The sequence below is a fragment of the Streptomyces sp. M2CJ-2 genome (assembly GCF_016757295.1).
In the GTDB taxonomy this organism is placed as follows: domain Bacteria; phylum Actinomycetota; class Actinomycetes; order Streptomycetales; family Streptomycetaceae; genus Streptomyces.
Genome location: NZ_JAESIF010000010.1, coordinates 147,737 through 164,254, shown reverse-complemented (window position 1 = coordinate 164,254; position 16,518 = coordinate 147,737). Strand labels below are relative to the sequence as shown.

The following is a 16,518-nucleotide window of genomic DNA, read 5'->3' as shown; positions in this document are numbered from 1 at the left end:
CACACCATGAAGGTCGAGCGGGACGGCAAGGTCATCAAGACCATCCCGATCACGGCCGGCGCCCCCGGCACCGAGGCGGGGGCGGGCGTGGCGGCGGGCTGGGCCGGAGCGGCCGGCGGAGCCGTCGTCGTGCCGGCGGTCCCCGTCGACGCGTTGCTCACCGGAGCAGAGGCCTGGGGCGCCCCCGGCTTGTAGTCGGCGAAGAAGTCCCACCAGGCCCGGTCGACCGAGTTCGGGTCCTGGAGGTACTGCTGGTAGATCTCGTCGACGAGCCATTCATTGGCACCGAAGGCCGCAGCGGGGTTCTTGCCCGCTTGGTCGGTGTCGGTCGAGATGCTCGAGTTACTGGGGGACTGTGGCGACACGGCGTCAACCGCCCTCTTCCGCTTCACAAGATGATGGACAGCGGAAATTAAGGCTACGCCTCCAAGAGCGGGAAGGTCAGGTCGGGCCCGTTCAACGTCGCGTAAGTCACATCTCGGAGGGCGTTTCGGCGTGGGAAATGGCGGGAAACAAGCCTGGTTCCGCTTCTTCGGATCGCGTCGGGCATGCGTCGGCCGCGGCCCGGCGCACTCGCGACCCGGGTCTTTGCCTGATCACACGTGTCCGTCAGGGCGAACACGTGTGGATCTTGCGACTCGGCTTCGAACCTTACGTCAACCTGACGCGGGAGACGCTCCCGGAAGAGTGATGAGAATCCGGCAACCACGCTCGGATTCGGCCACCCCGATCCGTCCGCCGTGGAGATCGACGGCCCAGCGGGCGATCGCCAGACCGAGACCGGTGCCGCCGTCGCTGCCCGGGCCGTGCGGCAGATTGACGCTGCCGCGGTTGAAGCGCTCGAAGACGCGGTGCCATTCGGTCCGCGGAATGCCGGGCCCCTCGTCCAGGATTTCCAGCCGCAGCGAATCCGGCTGCGTTCCGGGCCGCGCCCTGACCGTCACATGGCCGTGCGGCGGACTGTGCTTGACCGCGTTGTCGATGAGGTTGGCGACCACCTGGTGGATGCGCTCCGGGTCGACGTGCGCGGTGAGCTCCGGCGGCGAGACGTCGAGGCGCAGGTAGACGTCCGTACGGGTGTGGCTGCCGGAGCCGGTGGCCATGCCCGCGCGCGCGGAGGCGACCATGTTGGCCTCCTTGAGCACGCCGGACAGATACGGCCACACCTCGAAGCGCTGCCGCTTCAGCGGGACGACGCCGTTGTCCAGGCGGGACAGGTCGAGCAGCGTCTCCACCAGTCGGCCGAGCCGTTCGGTCTGCTTCAGCGCCGTGCGCATCGTCTCGGGGTCGGCCTCGGTGACGCCGTCGACGATGTTCTCCAGCACCGCGCGCAGCCCCGCGATCGGGGTGCGCAGCTCGTGCGAGACGTTGGCCACCAGTTCCTTGCGCTGATGGTCCTGTGCCTCCAGCTCGTCGGCCATGACGTTGATGGTCTGGGCCAGGTCGCCCAGCTCGTCCCGGCGGTTCTCCCGCACCCGGCGGGTGTAGTCGCCGTGCGAGATGGACCGGGCCACGGCGTTCATGTCGTCCAGCGGCGCGGTGAGCGAGTGCGCCACGAACTGCGTGATGAGCAGCGTGGCGATCATCGAGAAGACCGTGATGAAGCGCAGCTCGGTCTTGGTGTGGACCGCGACCACCGAGAGACCGGTGGTGATCAGCACCGAGATGACGACCAGCGCGCCCAGCTTGGTCTTGATCGAGAACGGGCGGACACCGCCCCGGGGGCCCCGGCCCCCGGGGCCTCTCCGTGTGGCCGGCCCGTCGCTCACGGCGTCGGTGTCTCCAGGGCGTAGCCCACGCCGTGCACGGTGCGGATGCGCTCGGCGCCGATCTTCCGGCGCAGCGCCTTGATGTGGCTGTCGACGGTACGGGTGCCGGAGGCGTCCGCCCAGTCCCAGACCTCGGCCAGCAGCTGCTCCCGGGAGAGCACCGCGCGGGGCGTGTTCGCCAGGCACACCAGCAGGTCGAACTCGGTGGGCGTCAGGTGGACGTCCTCACTGCGCACCCGCACCCTGCGCTGCGCGTGGTCGATCTCCAGCTCGCCCAGGCGCAGGATGCCGCTGCGCGGTGTGGTGGCGGCCAGGGCCGCCCGCTCCATGCGGCGCAGCAGTACGTGCACGCGGGCCGCCAGTTCCCGCATGGAGAACGGCTTGGTCATGTAGTCGTCGGCGCCGACGCCGAGTCCGACCAGCATGTCGGTCTCGTCGTCGCGCGCGGTCAGCATCATGACCGGCACCGGCCGCTGGGCCTGCACGCGCCGGCAGACCTCCAGACCGTCGAAGCCCGGCAGCATGATGTCGAGGATCAGCAGGTCGGGCTGCCATGCCTCCGCCGTGTCGACGGCGGACGGCCCGTCGCCCGCCGTCTGCACCAGGAATCCCTCGGCACGAAGGCGGGTCGCGATGGCGTCCACGATCGTCGCGTCGTCCTCGACCACCAGGACCCGGCGTTGTGCGCCCGGAGTGGCCGCCGCCGTGCCGTTGTGGGAGGTGTGTGTCTGCTCCATCGCCCGCCCCTGAAGTGTGCTTTCCGGAATCCGTGGGGTGATCCGTCTCTGCGCATGACTGCGATTGACGCTTGAATGATCGGCGCCAAGGCAGCAGCGTACGGGGAGCCGCCGCGCCTTTGCTATCCAGGGCGGACGCCGAGGTGCACGACGTCCGGAACGCCCCGGGCAACCGGGACCTCTTCGGTACGCACCTGCTGGAACCCGGCATTACGCAAGGTTTCTTCGAAATCCCCGGACGGCTTGGCCGACCACACCGCGAGTACCCCGCCGGGCCTCAACGCCCTTGCGCAGGCCAGGAGTCCGGCGGGGGAGTAGAGCCCTTGGTTGTCCTCCGTGACGGTCCAGTCGGGCCCGTTGTCGATGTCGAGACAGAGCGCGTCGAACGTGTCGGAAGTCTCATTGACGTACGCCACCAGGTCGGTCTCGACGATCGCCGTGCGGGGGTCGGCGAGGGCGTGCGCGGAGAACGCGGCGAACGGAGGCAGCGGGCCCGCGCGGTGCCAGTCGATGACGGCGGGTTCGCGCTCCACCACGGTGATGCGCCCCCAGCGGGGCTGGGTGGCGGCGTGGGCGAGCGAGAAGCCGACGCCGAGTCCGCCGATGAGGACGTGCGGGCCCGGCCGCGGGCCGTGTCCCGCGCGGGTGTCGGCGGCGTCGAGTGCGGCCAGGGCGGCGTCGATCAGCCGCCGCTCCGAACGGCCGTCGGAGGTGTCCATCAGGAAGCAGCCGTTCGCGATGATCTGCAGCAGGCTGCCGTGCCGGCGGAGCACCACCTCCCCGTACGGGCCCTCGCGGCGGTCCAGGACTTCGGGAATGTCGTACGGGGTGGTCATGCGTTCATCCTGGCAGCACCTTCCGTTCGGCGGGCCGTGCGGGTCGTGTCGTGCGGGAGTTCCCTCCGTCACCCTCGTGAGTGATCGCTGAGAGCGAACGCGATCCGGGGAACATTCGGTGACTCACAGACATTGAGTCGGCATAGCTCAACTTGACTGCCGAAGGGGAGATCATGGCTGCTGAGTCCACATCGCTCGCCCTGCCCGTGCTGCCGCTCGACGACGAGGTCGTGCTGCCCGGGATGGTGGTTCCACTGGACCTGAGCGACTCCGAGGTGCGCGCCGCGGTGGAGGCCGCCCAGGCCGCCGCCGCGTCCGCGCCGGGCAAGCCCCGGGTCCTGCTGGTGCCGCGTATCGACGGGACCTACGCCGGTACCGGCGTCCTGGGCACGGTGGAGCAGGTCGGCAGGCTGGCCGACGGCGACCCGGGCGCCCTGATCCGGGGCCGCGGCCGCGTGCGGATCGGCGCCGGGACCACCGGGCCGGGCGCGGCGCTGTGGGTGGAGGGCACCCGGATCGAGGAGACCGTTCCCGAGCCCCTGCCCGGCCAGGTCGGCGAACTGGTCACGGAGTACAAGGCGCTCGCCACCGCCTGGCTGCGCAAGCGCGGCGCCTGGCAGGTCGTCGACCGGGTCCAGGCCATCGACGACGTCGCCACCCTCGCCGACAACTCCGGTTACTCGCCCTTCCTGACCACCGAACAGAAGGTGGCGCTGCTGGAGACCGCCGACCCGGTGGCCCGGCTGAAGCTCGCCACCCAGCAGCTCCGCGACCACCTCGCCGAGCAGGACGTCGCCGAGTCCATCGCCAAGGACGTCCAGGACGGCGTCGACAAGCAGCAGCGCGAGTTCCTGCTGCGGCGCCAGCTGGAAGCCGTGCGCAAGGAACTGCGCGAGCTGAACGGAGAGAACGGCAAGGACTCCGCCGAGGAGTCCGACGACTACCGGGCCCGCGTCGAGGCCGCCGACCTGCCGGAGAAGGTGCGCGAGGCCGCCCTCAAGGAGGTCGACAAGCTGGAGCGCTCCTCCGACCAGTCGCCCGAGGGCTCGTGGATCCGCACCTGGCTCGACACGGTCCTGGAGATGCCGTGGAACGAGCGGACCGATGACAGCGCCGCCGCGTACGACATCCAGGGCGCCCGGGCCGTGCTCGACGCCGAGCACGCGGGCCTGGAGGACGTGAAGGAACGCATCACCGAGTACCTGGCGGTGCGCAAGCGGCGCGCCGAGCGCGGACTCGGCGTGGTCGGGGGCCGCCGCGGCGGTGCCGTGCTCGCCCTGGTGGGGCCGCCCGGCGTCGGCAAGACGAGCCTCGGCGAATCCGTCGCCCACGCGATGGGCCGGAAGTTCGTCCGGGTCGCCCTCGGCGGTGTCCGCGACGAGGCCGAGATCCGCGGCCACCGGCGTACGTACGTCGGCGCGCTGCCCGGCCGGATCGTGCGGGCGGTCAAGGAGGCCGGGTCGATGAATCCGGTGGTGCTGCTCGACGAGATCGACAAGGTGGGCTCGGACTTCCGGGGCGACCCGTCCGCCGCCCTCCTCGAAGTGCTGGACCCGGCGCAGAACCACACCTTCCGGGACCACTACCTGGAGGTCGAGCTGGACCTCTCGGACGTCGTCTTCCTCGCCACCGCCAACGTCCTGGAGGCCGTTCCGGAGGCGCTGGCGGACCGGATGGAGATCGTCCGTCTGGACGGCTACACGGAGGACGAGAAGGTCGTCATCGCACGCGACCACCTGCTCCCGCGTCAGCTGGAGCGGGCCGGGCTCGCCGCGGACGAGGTCGACCTCGACGACGGCGCGCTGCGCAAGCTGGCCGGCGAGTACACCCGTGAGGCGGGCGTACGCACCCTGGAGCGGTCCATCGCGCGGCTGCTGCGCAAGGTCGCGGCCCAGCACGAACTGGGCGAGCGGGAGCTGCCGTTCACCGTCACGGAAGGCGATCTGCGAGGACTGGTCGGACGGCCGCACCATGTGCCCGAGTCCGCCCAGGACCCGGCCGAGCGCCGCACCGCCGTCCCCGGTGTCGCCACCGGGCTGGCGGTGACCGGCGCCGGCGGTGACGTCCTCTACGTGGAGGCGTCCCTGGCCGATCCGGAGACGGGCGCCGCCGGACTGACCCTGACCGGACAGCTGGGTGACGTGATGAAGGAGTCGGCGCAGATCGCGTTGAGCTTCCTGCGGTCGCACGGCGCCGAGCTGGAGCTCCCGGTGGCCGACCTGAAGGAACGGGGCGCGCACATCCACTTCCCGGCGGGTGCGGTGCCCAAGGACGGCCCCAGCGCCGGCGTCACGATGACCACCGCTCTGGCCTCGCTGCTCTCCGGGCGCCTGGTCCGTACGGATGTGGCGATGACCGGTGAGGTCTCGCTGACCGGGCGGGTGCTGCCGGTCGGCGGGGTGAAGCAGAAGCTGCTCGCCGCGCACCGGGCGGGGATCACCACCGTGATCATCCCCAAGCGCAACGAGCCCGATCTGGACGACGTCCCCGCCGAGGTGCTGGACGGGCTCGACGTCCACGCCGTGACCGACGTCCGCCAGGTCCTGGAGCTGGCGCTCGCGCCGGCGACGAACGGCGCGGCGCCGGAGGTTCCGGTGGCGGCCTGATCGCCGTCCGCCGTCCGCCACCGGAAGGGCGACGGCCCGGGTCCCGTGAGGGAGGCCCGGGCCGTCACCGTGCGGGTCGGGGGCGGGGCGCGAGGCGGCGTCAGCCGAGCGCCAGCGCCCGCACCCGGTCGACCGTGCCGTTGAAGAGGTCGTGGTCCTCGACCGTCGGCCCGGTCGAGGTGTACTGCCACATCGTGTAGAAGTCCCAGCCCGCGGGCAGCTCACCCGCGGTGGAGGCGTACCGGGCGATCCACAGGGGGTTGTCGGCGGCGAACCCGGCGTGGTTCCCGGTGCACTGCTTCCACCAGTTGGTCGCCGTGTAGATCACGGCGTGCCGGCCGGTGCGCTCCCGGTACTGGTCCAGGAAGTCGCGGATCCAGCTCACCATGGCGCTCTGCGACTTGCCGTAGCAGGCGTCCCCGTAGGGGTTCCACTCGATGTCGAGCACGCCCGGCAGTGTCATGCCGTCGCGTGACCAGGCGCCGCCGTTGTCGACGAAGTAGTCGGCCTGGGCGGCGCCGCTCGTCCTGTCGGGGGTCGCGAAGTGGTACGCGCCGCGGATCATGCCGATGTCGTACGAACCGTTGTACTGCTGCGTGTAATAGGGGTTCTTGTAGTACGTCCCCTCCGTGGCCTTCGCGTAGGCCCATTTGATTCCGCTGTCCCAGAGGGTCGACCAGGGCACGTCGCCCTGGTGGCTGGAGACATCCACGCCCTCCGTCCAGGCGGTGCGGCCGGTGGGCGCGCCGTCCTGGCCGTCATGGGCGACGACGCCCATGCCCATGTGGGCGGAGCCGCGCGGTGGGACGTCGGGGGCGGCAGCCGTGGCCGCGGGTGTCGCGCGGGGAAGCGAGACGACCGCGAGCAGGACCGCCGCGACGGTCGTGAACGCGCGTAGACGGGTGAAGCCGAATCTGTGCACGGGCATGACGTGTCTCCGAGGAACTTGGTGCGGGACCCTTGGGAAGGGGAAGCAAGGGAGGCGACGCACGCGGACCGCGACGTGAGCCCCGGGAATCCCCGGGGCTCCCCAGGGGTTCGGAAACCGCCGCCGGGCCGCGTCTGCGAAATACTTGCGGAGCCGCAGCGGCGTCGCCACTTGGCGGGAACACGGACGACCGGGAAAACCGAGGCAGGAACTGACGTGCACGAAGGCGGAAACGGCGGCGCAGAGGACACCTCGTCCGAGGAGCCCGCGAGCGGTGTGGAACAGCCCGGATTCCTCGCTCTGGAAAAGGAGTTGACGGTGCTGCTGCGTCGCGCCAGGGCCAGCCAGGGCGAGATGTCACGCGAGGTCCATCCGGACCTGGAACCGTCCGCGTACGGCCTGCTCGTCCGTCTGGATGAGTGCGGCAAGCAGCGGGCCACCGAACTCGCCGCCTACATCGGCGTCGGCAAGGCGACGATGTCGCGTCAGCTGCACGCCCTGGAGGAGCTCGGGCTCGTCACCCGCGAGCCGGACCCCGCCGACGGCCGCGCCTGGCTGGTCGCCCTCACCCCGGAGGGCCGGGACCGGGTGAGCAGGGTCCGTGAGGCCCGCCGCGCGCGCTACGCCCGCAGCCTCGCCGACTGGGACACCGGCGAGGTCACGGAACTCGCCCGGCTGCTGCACCAGCTGAACCGCGGGACGGACAGGTGACCGGAGCGCCGTTCGGGGCGATTCGGCGCCGTCCGGGGGACGTACGGCGCTCTTCGGCGTAATCCGGGTGATCCGGGTGATCGGAGTGAGCGGGACGCCGTTCGGGGGAAGCGGGGCGCCGTTCGGCGTACCGGAGTGCTCGAGCCCGGCGGCGTACGGGCGGGCGAACGGGACGGCGGCGGGCGAGCGGGAGTGGTGTACGGGGAGTCAGAACTCCACGTACACCACCGTCGCGTCGTCGTGCGTCTTGCTCCGGCCCGGCGTCACCCGGTCCGTGTCCGCCCGCTCCAGGGCCCGTACGCGATCCACCAGCGCCTGCGGCCCCTCCTTGCGGACGAGGGCGAGACACTCCGTCCAGTCGCCCTCGCGGAACCTCTCCACCCAGCGCGCGGCCCCGTCCGTCAGCGCGGCCAGGGCGTGCACCTCGGCACGCGGAAGGGTGCCGGTGACCGCGCGCGCCGCGACCGACGGATCGGCGGCCGCGGTGAAGAAGCCGCCCTCCTTGTTCCGCACCGTGGCGTCCACCAGTGCGTCCGTGGCCAGGGCCGAGCGGGGCAGCAGGGCCAGCCGGTCGTCCAGCAGCGGGGTGACCGCCCCGTCGGGGGACTCGACGAGCAGGACCGAGTCGGACAGCACCAGGTACTCGACGGACTCCGGTGACCAGCGGGCCAGCACCACCGTCGCCTGAGGAGTGCGCGGGTGAGAAAGGTCACAGGTTTCGACGTGCGCGTCAGCGGTACGCACAAGGGCCCGGGACAGCAGGTCGGCCAGGGGGACATCCGGGAGTGAAACGGTCAGTTCGGCCAGTGCCCCGCCGAGTCGCGCGGTGAACCAGGGGACGGAGTGCCGGCAGCCCGCCCCGTCCCGCGGCGGCGTGACGCCGTCCAGCACGACCAGCGAACCGCCCTGTCCGGAGGCCGGAAGCCCGACACTGGCGAAGTCCTCGTTGGGGCGGTCCGCGTCGCCGGGTTCCGAGGCGAGTCCAGTACGCATTCTTCCAGTCTGCACGAGGCCTCCACCGGGACCGCCGGAGGCCGGACGGGTTCGCTGATTTCCCGGGACCGTGCAGGTCAGGAGCCGAGTTTGGGTGGGAATGCCGTGCTCCGGGCGCGCGTGGCGGCGAATACTGCCATTGGCTGCCGCAGACGTCCAACCGGCCCGCCGCGCACGGCCGCTGCGGGGCGTGGCGGGACTTGCCCCTCAACTCGCCTCCGATGTTCACTCCTTCGAGTGGCGGGTCAGGTGATGCGTATCCAGCGCCCAGAGGCGCTGGGAGGGTCGGGAGGCGTTGAGGGCGTCTCACGGGCCCAGCGCGGTCGACAGTCCGGACAGGACACAGGTGCCTGTCACGAGCAGGGCGTGGACGCCTGTTGACGGAGCGTCACCCGGACCCACGGGTACACGAGTCAGGAATGCGAGCACCGGTGCAGAAGACGCGGCCTCGTCGCACAGGCAAGCAGACGGCCCCCACGGGGGACGCCGACCAGAAGCCCACCGTCGGCAAGGGCCGCCCCACCCATGTGCGCAACCGGCTCATCGTGGCCGTCGCGGTGGTGGCCGCCGCGATCGCGGGCGCTGGAACGCCGTCCGTGCTGGCGGCCTCCGGGCAACTGAACGACTCCCAGAACCTGGTGACCCTCGCCGAGCGGACCCAGGACTCCCTGACGCTCGCGCACTCTCTCGCCGACGAACGGGACGAGGTCACGTCCTACATCGCGGCCGGCCGCCCCAAGTCCAAGGCACCCGCCGAACAGGACAGCGCCCGCGTCGACCGGCAGATCGAGGAGCTGCGCGCCGACACCGGCACCCCCGAAGCCATGCGCGACGACCTCGACGCCATCGCGGCCGTGCGCAGGGCGGCGCTCACCGGCAAGAGCAGCGCGCTCGAGGCGCACCAGGCGTACTCCACCGCCATCACCCAGCTGCACCGGCTCGCCGAGCAGCTCGCGGAGCGGACCCCGCCCCGCGCGGGCTCCGGAGCCTACGCGCTCGCCGAACTGGACTCCGCCGTCCAGCAGGCAGCCGCCACCCGCGGGCTGCTGCTCGCCGCACTCGACGTGCCGGGCACCACCCAGACCGTCATCGACCCGATCACCGGTCTGCCCACCACGTCCACCGCCTCCTCGGGCGCCGACACCGAGCGGCGCGACGAGCTGACCGCCGCGGCCCTCCAGGCCCGCCTGCGCTCCGACGCCGCCCTCGCCGACTTCCGTGACACGGCGCCCAAGGCGGCCCGCGCGTCCTACGACTCCACGGTGACCGGACCCGAGGTCGACTCCGCCGAGAAGTACCTCGCGAGCCTCACCGACCAGCCGTCCCTCTCCGACGACGAACTCGCCACCGACGTCAAGAAGCTGGAGGCCGCGCTCACCGCCCGCGTCGAGACGATGCGCGGAGTGGAGTCCGCCCTCTTCGAGAAGCGCACCAAGGACCTCGCCCAGCTGCGCGACGACGACGTCACCGCGCTGGAGATCCACATCGCCGTCCTCGGCGCTCTCATGCTGCTCGCGGTCGGCGTCGCCACCGCCATGGCCCGCACCCTCACCCGCCCGTTGTCCGTGCTGCGCCGCGGTTCGGCCCGCCTCGCCGGGGCCGAGGACCCGAGCGTCGAAGAGCCGGTCACCTTCACCGGACGCAACGACGAGTTCGCCCAGGTCGTCCGCTCCGTCAACGCCCTGCACGCGCACGCCGCGCAGCTCACCGCGCGGATCGCCACCCTCGAGGCCGACCGCAAGCACCTCGTCGCGCAGCGGCAGCGGATGGCCGACGCCCGTGAGGAGCTGCGCACCGAGCTCACCGAGTCCGCCGCCCGTCTGGAGCAGTTGCGCACCAGCATCGGCGGCACCTTCGTCAGCCTGGCGCTGCGCACTCTCGGCCTGGTCGAACGGCAGCTCGGTGTCATCGAGGGCCTGGAGGAGCGTGAGGACGACCCGGACCGCCTGGCCACCCTGTTCAAGCTCGACCACTTCGCCACGGTGATGCGCCGGCACAGCGAGAACCTCCTCGTCCTCGCCGGCACCGAACACGTCCAGCACGCGGCGGGTCCGGTGCCGCTCGTCGACGTCGTACGGGCCGCGGTCAGCGAGATCGAACGGTACGAGCGGGTCAGGATCGCCTCGCTGCCGCCGCACGCGCACATCGCCGGGTTCGCCGCCGACGACCTCAGCCATCTGCTGGCCGAACTCCTGGAGAACGCCACCTCGTTCTGCCCGCCCGACCTGCCCGTCGAGGTCTCCGGCTGGCTGATGGAGAGCGGCGAGGTCATGCTCTCCGTGCAGGACGAGGGCATCGGCATGGACGGGGACCGGCTGGAGCGGCTCAACGCCCGCCTGTCCGACTCCGACCCGGAGGCGCACTACAAGCATGAGGACGAGGACGGCCTCGGACTCGGCCTGTACGTCGTGGCCCGGCTCGCCCAGCGGCACGGGGTGCGGGTGCGGCTGCGGGAGCAGAAGCAGGGCGGCGTCGCCGCGGTCGTGGTCCTTCCCACGACCCTGCTGGCCGCCAAGCCCGCCCCGCCCACCGCCGTCCCCGCCTCCGGTTCCGGCACCGCCGGTGCGCAGCGCGTCTCCCTGCCGGGCGCGGACGCCGAGGCCAACGCCAACGTCCTGCACGGCCGCACGGAGAGCGACGACCCGCTGGTCGCCCTGGCGGAACAGGCGGTACGGCAGCAGTCCGCCGCGGAGGCACCGACCGCGGAGGCCCCCGCCGAGCAGGAGCCCACGGGCGACGCGCCGGAGGAGCCCGCGGAAAACGCCCCTGCCGAGGCCGCTGCCGAGCCCCTCTCCGGAGCCGGAGCCGGAGCCGAAGCCGGAGACGGCGACAGCGCCGGTGACAGTGACAGCGCCGGTGACAGCGACGGCGACGGTGGCCCCGAGGCTGAGGACGGGACGCATCAGCGGCCCGCCGAGACCACCATGGAGCTGCTGATCCCGTCGCCCTCCCCCGCGCCCGACGCGACCGCGGCGGCGGACGCGAAGGCCCCGGGCGCCCAGCTGGACACCGGGCCCGAGCCTCCGGCCACACCGTCGGCCCGTTCGGTGCCCGCCCCCGCCCCCGACGCCGAGCACACGCGCGTGCCCGACGGCCCGGAGGCGGAGGAGGAGCCGGTCACCGCCAAGGGCCTGCCCAAACGCACACCGAAGATCGCCGCGCGCGCCGAGGCCCCCAGGCAGCGCACCGGCTCGGTGGACGCCGACGCCCTGCGGCGCCGCCTCGGCGGCTTCCGCCAGGGGGCGGAGGCCGGACGCCGGGACGTCGAAGTGGAGATCGCCGAGGAGACGGGACCGCACCGACCGCCGTCCACCGCGGCCGCACCGTCCGAAGAAGTCACGGGGGGCACCGTCGAGGAGGCAAGCAGTTGACCGCGCCCAGTACCTTCGGACTGAGCAGTGAGGCCCGCAACCTGCACTGGCTGCTGACCAACCTCGTCGAGGAGGTGCCCGGCATCCTCTCGGTGGCCGTGGTCTCCTCCGACGGGCTGCTGCTGCTCTCCTCCGACCCCGCCCTCGTGCACGCCCGGACGGACCAGGGCGAGGCCGCCGCCGGGGCACCCGAGGCGCGGGCCGTGAAACGCGCCGGCCCGCGAGGCTCCGCCGCCGATCTGGCCACCGTCGTCTCCGGCATCGGCAGCCTGACCGTCGGTGCCGCCAAGCTGATGGACTACGGCCAGGTCAAGCACACCATGGTGGCGATGGACGAGGGCAGTCTGTTCGTGATGTCGATCAGCGACGGCTCGCTGCTCGGGGTGCACGGCTCCGCGGAGTGCGACATGAGCGTGGTGGCGTACCACATGGCCCTGTTCGTGGGCCGGGCCGGCCATGTCCTGACCCCCGAGCTCCGCAGCGAACTGCGCAAGTCCATGGAGAACAAGACCCTGGAGAACGAGTCCACCGGGAGCCCCTGTTGAGCGGTAAAACCAGGAAGAACCTCCCGATCCGCGGCGGGGACCGCAAACCCGCCCGGGTCCGCCCCTACTCGCTCACCCATGGTCGTACCCGCTTCGGCCATGTGCTCCTCGTCGAGACGTTCGTGGCGGCCACCGCCGAACTGGAGGCCCCCGAGCAGCGCAAGGAGCTGACGAAGGGCTCGCTGAAGTCGGCGATCATGCCGGAGATGCGGGCCATCGTCGAACTGTGCCGCCGGATGCGCACGGTGGCAGAGATCGCCGCGCTGCTGAGGATGCCGCTCGGCGTGGTCCGGGTGCTCCTGAGCGACCTCGCGGACCAGGGAAAGATCCGTGTCTACGGAACGGGAACCGGCCACGGCACGGGCCGCCCGGACCGCGTGCTGCTGGAAAGGGTGCTGAGTGGACTCCGCCGTCTCTGACGCAGTTCAAGGCGTCTCCCCGCTCGTCGAGGACGACGAGCAGTTGCTGCCCTGGCAGACGGACCGTACCCGCGCCCCGATCGCCACGAAGATAGTGGTGGCCGGCGGCTTCGGAGTCGGCAAGACCACGCTGGTCAGCACCGTCTCGGAGATCAAGCCTCTGGAGACCGAGGCGCTGATGACCGAGGCGAGCGCCGGGACCGACGACCTCACCGCCACGCCGGACAAGCTGACCACCACCGTGGCCATGGACTTCGGCCGCATCACGCTCGACGACGACCTGGTGCTCTACGTCTTCGGCACGCCGGGGCAGCAGCGGTTCTGGTTCATGTGGGACGACCTGGTGCGCGGTGCGATCGGCGCGGTCGTCATGGCCGACACCCGCCGGCTCAAGGACTGCTTCCCGGCGCTCGACTACTTCGAGAGCTGCGGACTGCCGTACATCGTCGCGGTCAACCACTTCGACGAGACCGAGCTGTTCGAGCCGGACGACGTGCGGGAGGCGCTCACCATCCCGGACCGTATACCTGTCATGATCATGGACGCCCGGCGCCGGATCTCGGTCGTCGAGACCCTCCTGTCCCTGGTGGGTCACGCGCTCGAGGAAACCTCGGAGTAGCCCGGAAGCCCCCGCTCGGCTGCCGGAAGCCCTCGTCCCCTAGGAGAACTCCCGCATGCGGAAAATACTCGTCGTCGGAGCCGGTCAGTCCGGCCTCCAGCTCGCCCTCGGCCTTCAGTCGCACGGGTACGAGGTCACCCTGATGTCCAACCGGACCGCGGACGAGATCCGCACCGGACGGGTGATGTCGACGCAGTGCATGTTCCACACGGCCCTGCAGCACGAGCGCGATCTCCAGCTGAACTTCTGGGAGTCCCAGGCCCCGAAGATCCAGGGGCTCGGTGTCTCGGTCGCGGCCCCCGGCTCGCACGACCCGGGCCCGACACAGCGCGCGATCAACTGGCTGGGCCTGCTCGACGGGTTCGCGCAGTCGGTCGACCAGCGGGTGAAGATGGCGGGCTGGATGGACACGTTCGCGCAGCGCGGCGGCCAGCTGGTCATCCACGGCGCGGCCGTCGGCGACCTGGACTACTTCTCCCGTACGTACGACCTCGTGCTCGTCGCCGCGGGCAAGGGCGAACTCGTGCGGATGTTCGGCCGCGACGCCTCGCGCTCCCCGTACGCCGAGCCGCAGCGGGCGCTCGCGGTGGCCTACGTCCACGGGATGGACCCGCGTCCGGAGCACCCGGACACCGAGGCGGTCCGCTGCAACATCGTCCCCGGCGTCGGCGAGATGTTCATCATGCCGACGCTCACCACGTCGGGCCGTGCCGACATCCTGTTCTGGGAGGGCATACCCGGCGGCCCGCTGGACGCCTTCAAGGACGTCAAGGACCCGGCGGAGCACCTCTCCCTGACCCTGGAACTCATGGAGAGGTTCCTCCCCTGGGAGCACGCGCGGACCAGCAAGGTCGAACTGACCGACGCCGGCGGCACCCTCGCCGGCCGCTACGCCCCGACCGTCCGCAACCCCGTCGGCCGGCTGCCCGGCGGCGGCCTGGTCCTCGGCGTCGCCGACGTGGTCGTGGCCAACGACCCGATCACCGGCCAGGGCTCCAACTCGGCCTCCAAGTGCGCCGCTTCCTACCTCGCCTCGATCATCGAGCACGGTGAGCAGCCGTTCGACGAGGCATGGATGCGGCAGACCTTCGACCGCTACTGGGACACGGCCCGGCACGTCACCAAGTGGACCAACGCCATGCTGGCCCCGCCGCCCGCGCACGTCCTCGAGGTGCTCGGCGCCGCGGGCAGCCTCCAGCCCGTCGCCGACCGGTTCGTCAACTGCTTCGACAACCCGGCCGACCTCGAGAACTTCTTCTACGACCCGGAGAAGGCCGGAGCCTACCTGGCGGAGGTCTCGGGAGCGGCGGGCGGCGCGTAGGCGCGTGCGTAGCCCTGGTCGGGTCCCTCCGTCGCCCCCTCGGGGAGCTCCGGCGGCACGTAGCGCCGCAGGGGCTCCCCGTCCGGGTCGGGGCGTACGGCGCCCAGGACCGGGTTGGCCGCGATCGGGGAGACCTTGACCCGCGCGCCGGGCCGGGGCGCCTGCACCACCATGCCGTCACCCAGGTAGAGGGCGACATGTGTGGCCTCGGGGAAGTACACGACGAGGTCGCCCGGCCGCAGTTCGTCCAGCGCGACCCGCTCCAGCCGCGCCCACTGCTCCTGACTGGTCCGGGGAACGGGCGTTCCGGCAGCACCCCACGCCTCGGACGTCAGCCCCGAACAGTCGTACGCCCCGGGGCCTTCCGCGCCCCACTCGTACGGCTTCCCGATCTGCTCCACCGCGTACCGCACGGCCCGGTCGCCCGCCGCGGAGGGGGTGCGCCCGCCGCCGGGAGCACCGGACACGCCGGGTGCGCCCAGGGCGCCGGAGGCCAGGAACTCCGCCTGGTCCCGGGCCACTTCGGCCCGTTCCCGCTCGGCGAGGGCGGCCAGCTCCTCGGGGCTGAGCGAGGCGAGCAGTTCCTCGACCTCACCGAGCCGCTCACGCACCGCGTCCCGCTCCTTCCCGCGCCGTTCGGTGAGGGCGAGCCGGACGTCGAGCGCCCTGCGGGCCCGCCGGGCGAGCTCGTCGGCCCGCTTCTCACGACCGGTCAGCCGGCCCACCGCGTCCGCCCGGTTGCGCGCCAGCCGCCCGATCACATGCCCCTGGTCGAGCGCGTGCTGCGGATCGCGCGCCAGCAGCAGCCGTACGTACGGGGAGATCCCGGTGCTGTTCTGGTACTGGTGCCGGGCCAGCCGCCCGGCCGCGCCCCGGCTGTCGTGCAGGGAGAGCCGGGCGCGGGCGAGGGCGCTCTCCAGCCGCCGGGTCTCGGCGCGCTGCTCCGTCAGCCGCTCCTCGGTGGCCTCGTAGGCCGCGGTGGCCTTCCCCGCCGCGTGGTACAGCCGCTGAAGGTCCGTCAGCAACTCGGCGACGGACCGCTCGCGGGGCTCGGCCGCGGTGCCCGAGGACGGTTCGAGAGCGCCGTCGTCGTTCCCGGGGGCCCCGGGGGGCCGCGCCGCAGCGCTCTCCGGCGGCTTCCGAACGGCCGTCGCGGGCACCGGTGCGAGAACGGTCCCGGCCGCGACCGCCGCCGTGCACACCAGACGCAGAAGCATTTCTGACACGCCATCACCTCCGACGCGGGCGGCTCCTCCGCTCCGCATCGCGAGCATCCGGCGGCCCGGCCGGGCCCGCTCGCCGGGTGTGCGCGGTTCGGCGCAACGGCGTCACCCGTCGGCGTCGTCCGGCTTGCCACCCGGCGTGGCGTCTGGATCGGCGGCGGGCTTCCGGGGGCGCCCCGACCACGGCCACCTCGGCCGGCCGGCCGCCGCCCCGCTCGGGTCGTACAGGTACTTCCACCCCCGCGTCAGCCCGATCCGCCCGCCCTGCTCCCGGGGCACCCGCCGGTAGATCAGCACGGTGGCCGGGCCGCCGTCCGGGGCCGGGACGGGAATGCGGTACGTCTTGGGCGGGTGCCCGGTGATGCCCAGCAGCACGGGCAGGACGCGCCCGTCCATGGGCCCGCCCTCGAAGGGGGTGTCCTGACTCTTCACGCCTCCAG

At 72.0% G+C, this 16,518-nt stretch carries 14 protein-coding genes and 1 pseudogene; 7 read left to right on the top strand and 8 right to left on the bottom strand.

Features of this window, described 5'->3' with window-relative positions; genetic code table 11:
• The 4 genes and pseudogenes from JL475_RS11800 to JL475_RS11785 all read right to left on the bottom strand — a co-directional run.
• A pseudogene (locus JL475_RS11800) lies at positions 1–365 on the bottom strand (hypothetical protein); the annotation flags it as partial.
• Between the two features lie 291 nt (positions 366–656).
• Positions 657–1,769 (bottom strand): HAMP domain-containing sensor histidine kinase, encoded by a 1,113-nt coding sequence (locus tag JL475_RS11795; protein ID WP_202277502.1) that lies wholly within the window; start codon positions 1,767–1,769, stop codon positions 657–659.
• On the bottom strand, positions 1,766–2,506 hold the full coding sequence (locus tag JL475_RS11790; protein ID WP_202277501.1) for a response regulator transcription factor: 741 nt from the start codon (positions 2,504–2,506) through the stop codon (positions 1,766–1,768). The genes JL475_RS11795 and JL475_RS11790 overlap by 4 nt, the downstream gene beginning before the upstream one ends.
• A gap of 122 nt (positions 2,507–2,628) precedes the next feature.
• Positions 2,629–3,342, bottom strand: a complete 714-nt coding sequence (locus tag JL475_RS11785; protein ID WP_202277500.1) for a spermidine synthase — start codon at positions 3,340–3,342, stop codon at positions 2,629–2,631.
• A 173-nt stretch (positions 3,343–3,515) separates the two neighbouring features.
• Between JL475_RS11785 and lon the strand changes: the two genes are divergently transcribed.
• Positions 3,516–5,948, top strand: a complete 2,433-nt coding sequence (gene lon, locus JL475_RS11780) for an endopeptidase La (protein ID WP_202277499.1) — start codon at positions 3,516–3,518, stop codon at positions 5,946–5,948.
• A 100-nt stretch (positions 5,949–6,048) separates the two neighbouring features.
• Here lon and JL475_RS11775 read toward each other — a convergent pair whose 3' ends face one another.
• Entirely contained in the window at positions 6,049–6,876 is an 828-nt protein-coding gene (locus JL475_RS11775; protein ID WP_202277498.1) for a lysozyme, read from the bottom strand.
• 216 nt (positions 6,877–7,092) lie between these two features.
• Here JL475_RS11775 and JL475_RS11770 point away from each other — a divergent pair, with 216 nt between their 5' ends.
• On the top strand, positions 7,093–7,587 hold the full coding sequence (locus JL475_RS11770) for a MarR family transcriptional regulator (RefSeq protein WP_202277497.1): 495 nt from the start codon (positions 7,093–7,095) through the stop codon (positions 7,585–7,587).
• Positions 7,588–7,794: 207 nt separating this feature from the next.
• Here the strand turns inward: JL475_RS11770 and JL475_RS11765 are convergent, their stop codons facing one another.
• Positions 7,795–8,580 carry a protein phosphatase 2C domain-containing protein gene (locus JL475_RS11765; RefSeq protein ID WP_202277496.1) on the bottom strand — a complete coding sequence of 262 codons (786 nt, stop codon included), beginning with the start codon at positions 8,578–8,580 and terminating at the stop codon, positions 7,795–7,797.
• A 431-nt stretch (positions 8,581–9,011) separates the two neighbouring features.
• Here JL475_RS11765 and JL475_RS11760 point away from each other — a divergent pair, with 431 nt between their 5' ends.
• From JL475_RS11760 to JL475_RS11740, 5 genes are read left to right on the top strand one after another with little or no spacing between them, the layout of a single operon-like run.
• On the top strand, positions 9,012–11,951 hold the full coding sequence (locus tag JL475_RS11760) for a nitrate- and nitrite sensing domain-containing protein (protein WP_307825022.1): 2,940 nt from the start codon (positions 9,012–9,014) through the stop codon (positions 11,949–11,951).
• On the top strand, positions 11,948–12,496 hold the full coding sequence (locus JL475_RS11755) for a roadblock/LC7 domain-containing protein (RefSeq protein ID WP_202277494.1): 549 nt from the start codon (positions 11,948–11,950) through the stop codon (positions 12,494–12,496). The genes JL475_RS11760 and JL475_RS11755 overlap by 4 nt, the downstream gene beginning before the upstream one ends.
• The gene (locus tag JL475_RS11750) at positions 12,493–12,915 is read left to right on the top strand and encodes a DUF742 domain-containing protein (protein ID WP_202277493.1); all 423 of its coding nucleotides are present in this window, start codon (positions 12,493–12,495) and stop codon (positions 12,913–12,915) included. The genes JL475_RS11755 and JL475_RS11750 overlap by 4 nt, the downstream gene beginning before the upstream one ends.
• Positions 12,896–13,534 (top strand): ATP/GTP-binding protein, encoded by a 639-nt coding sequence (locus tag JL475_RS11745; RefSeq protein ID WP_202277492.1) that lies wholly within the window; start codon positions 12,896–12,898, stop codon positions 13,532–13,534. The genes JL475_RS11750 and JL475_RS11745 overlap by 20 nt, the downstream gene beginning before the upstream one ends.
• Positions 13,535–13,589: 55 nt before the next feature.
• Entirely contained in the window at positions 13,590–14,855 is a 1,266-nt protein-coding gene (locus tag JL475_RS11740) for a styrene monooxygenase/indole monooxygenase family protein (RefSeq protein WP_202277491.1), read from the top strand.
• Here the strand turns inward: JL475_RS11740 and JL475_RS11735 are convergent.
• Complete coding sequence (locus JL475_RS11735; RefSeq protein ID WP_202277490.1) at positions 14,816–16,081, bottom strand: C40 family peptidase; 1,266 nt, start codon at positions 16,079–16,081, stop codon at positions 14,816–14,818. The two genes, JL475_RS11740 and JL475_RS11735, sit on opposite strands and share 40 nt — an antisense overlap.
• 102 nt (positions 16,082–16,183) lie before the next feature.
• Positions 16,184–16,510, bottom strand: a complete 327-nt coding sequence (locus JL475_RS11730; protein WP_202277489.1) for a hypothetical protein — start codon at positions 16,508–16,510, stop codon at positions 16,184–16,186.
• Positions 16,511–16,518 lie beyond the last annotated feature (8 nt).

What these genes read in the sequence shown, in the direction of transcription:
- JL475_RS11740 (WP_202277491.1), top strand. Translation starts at nt 13,590, where the DNA reads ATGCGGAAAATACTCGTCGTCGGAGCCGGTCAGTCCGGCCTCCAGCTC.
- JL475_RS11775 (WP_202277498.1), bottom strand. Translation starts at nt 6,876, where the DNA reads ATGCCCGTGCACAGATTCGGCTTCACCCGTCTACGCGCGTTCACGACC.
- JL475_RS11765 (WP_202277496.1), bottom strand. Translation starts at nt 8,580, where the DNA reads ATGCGTACTGGACTCGCCTCGGAACCCGGCGACGCGGACCGCCCCAAC.
- JL475_RS11790 (WP_202277501.1), bottom strand. Translation starts at nt 2,506, where the DNA reads ATGGAGCAGACACACACCTCCCACAACGGCACGGCGGCGGCCACTCCG.
- JL475_RS11785 (WP_202277500.1), bottom strand. Translation starts at nt 3,342, where the DNA reads ATGACCACCCCGTACGACATTCCCGAAGTCCTGGACCGCCGCGAGGGC.
- lon (WP_202277499.1), top strand. Translation starts at nt 3,516, where the DNA reads ATGGCTGCTGAGTCCACATCGCTCGCCCTGCCCGTGCTGCCGCTCGAC.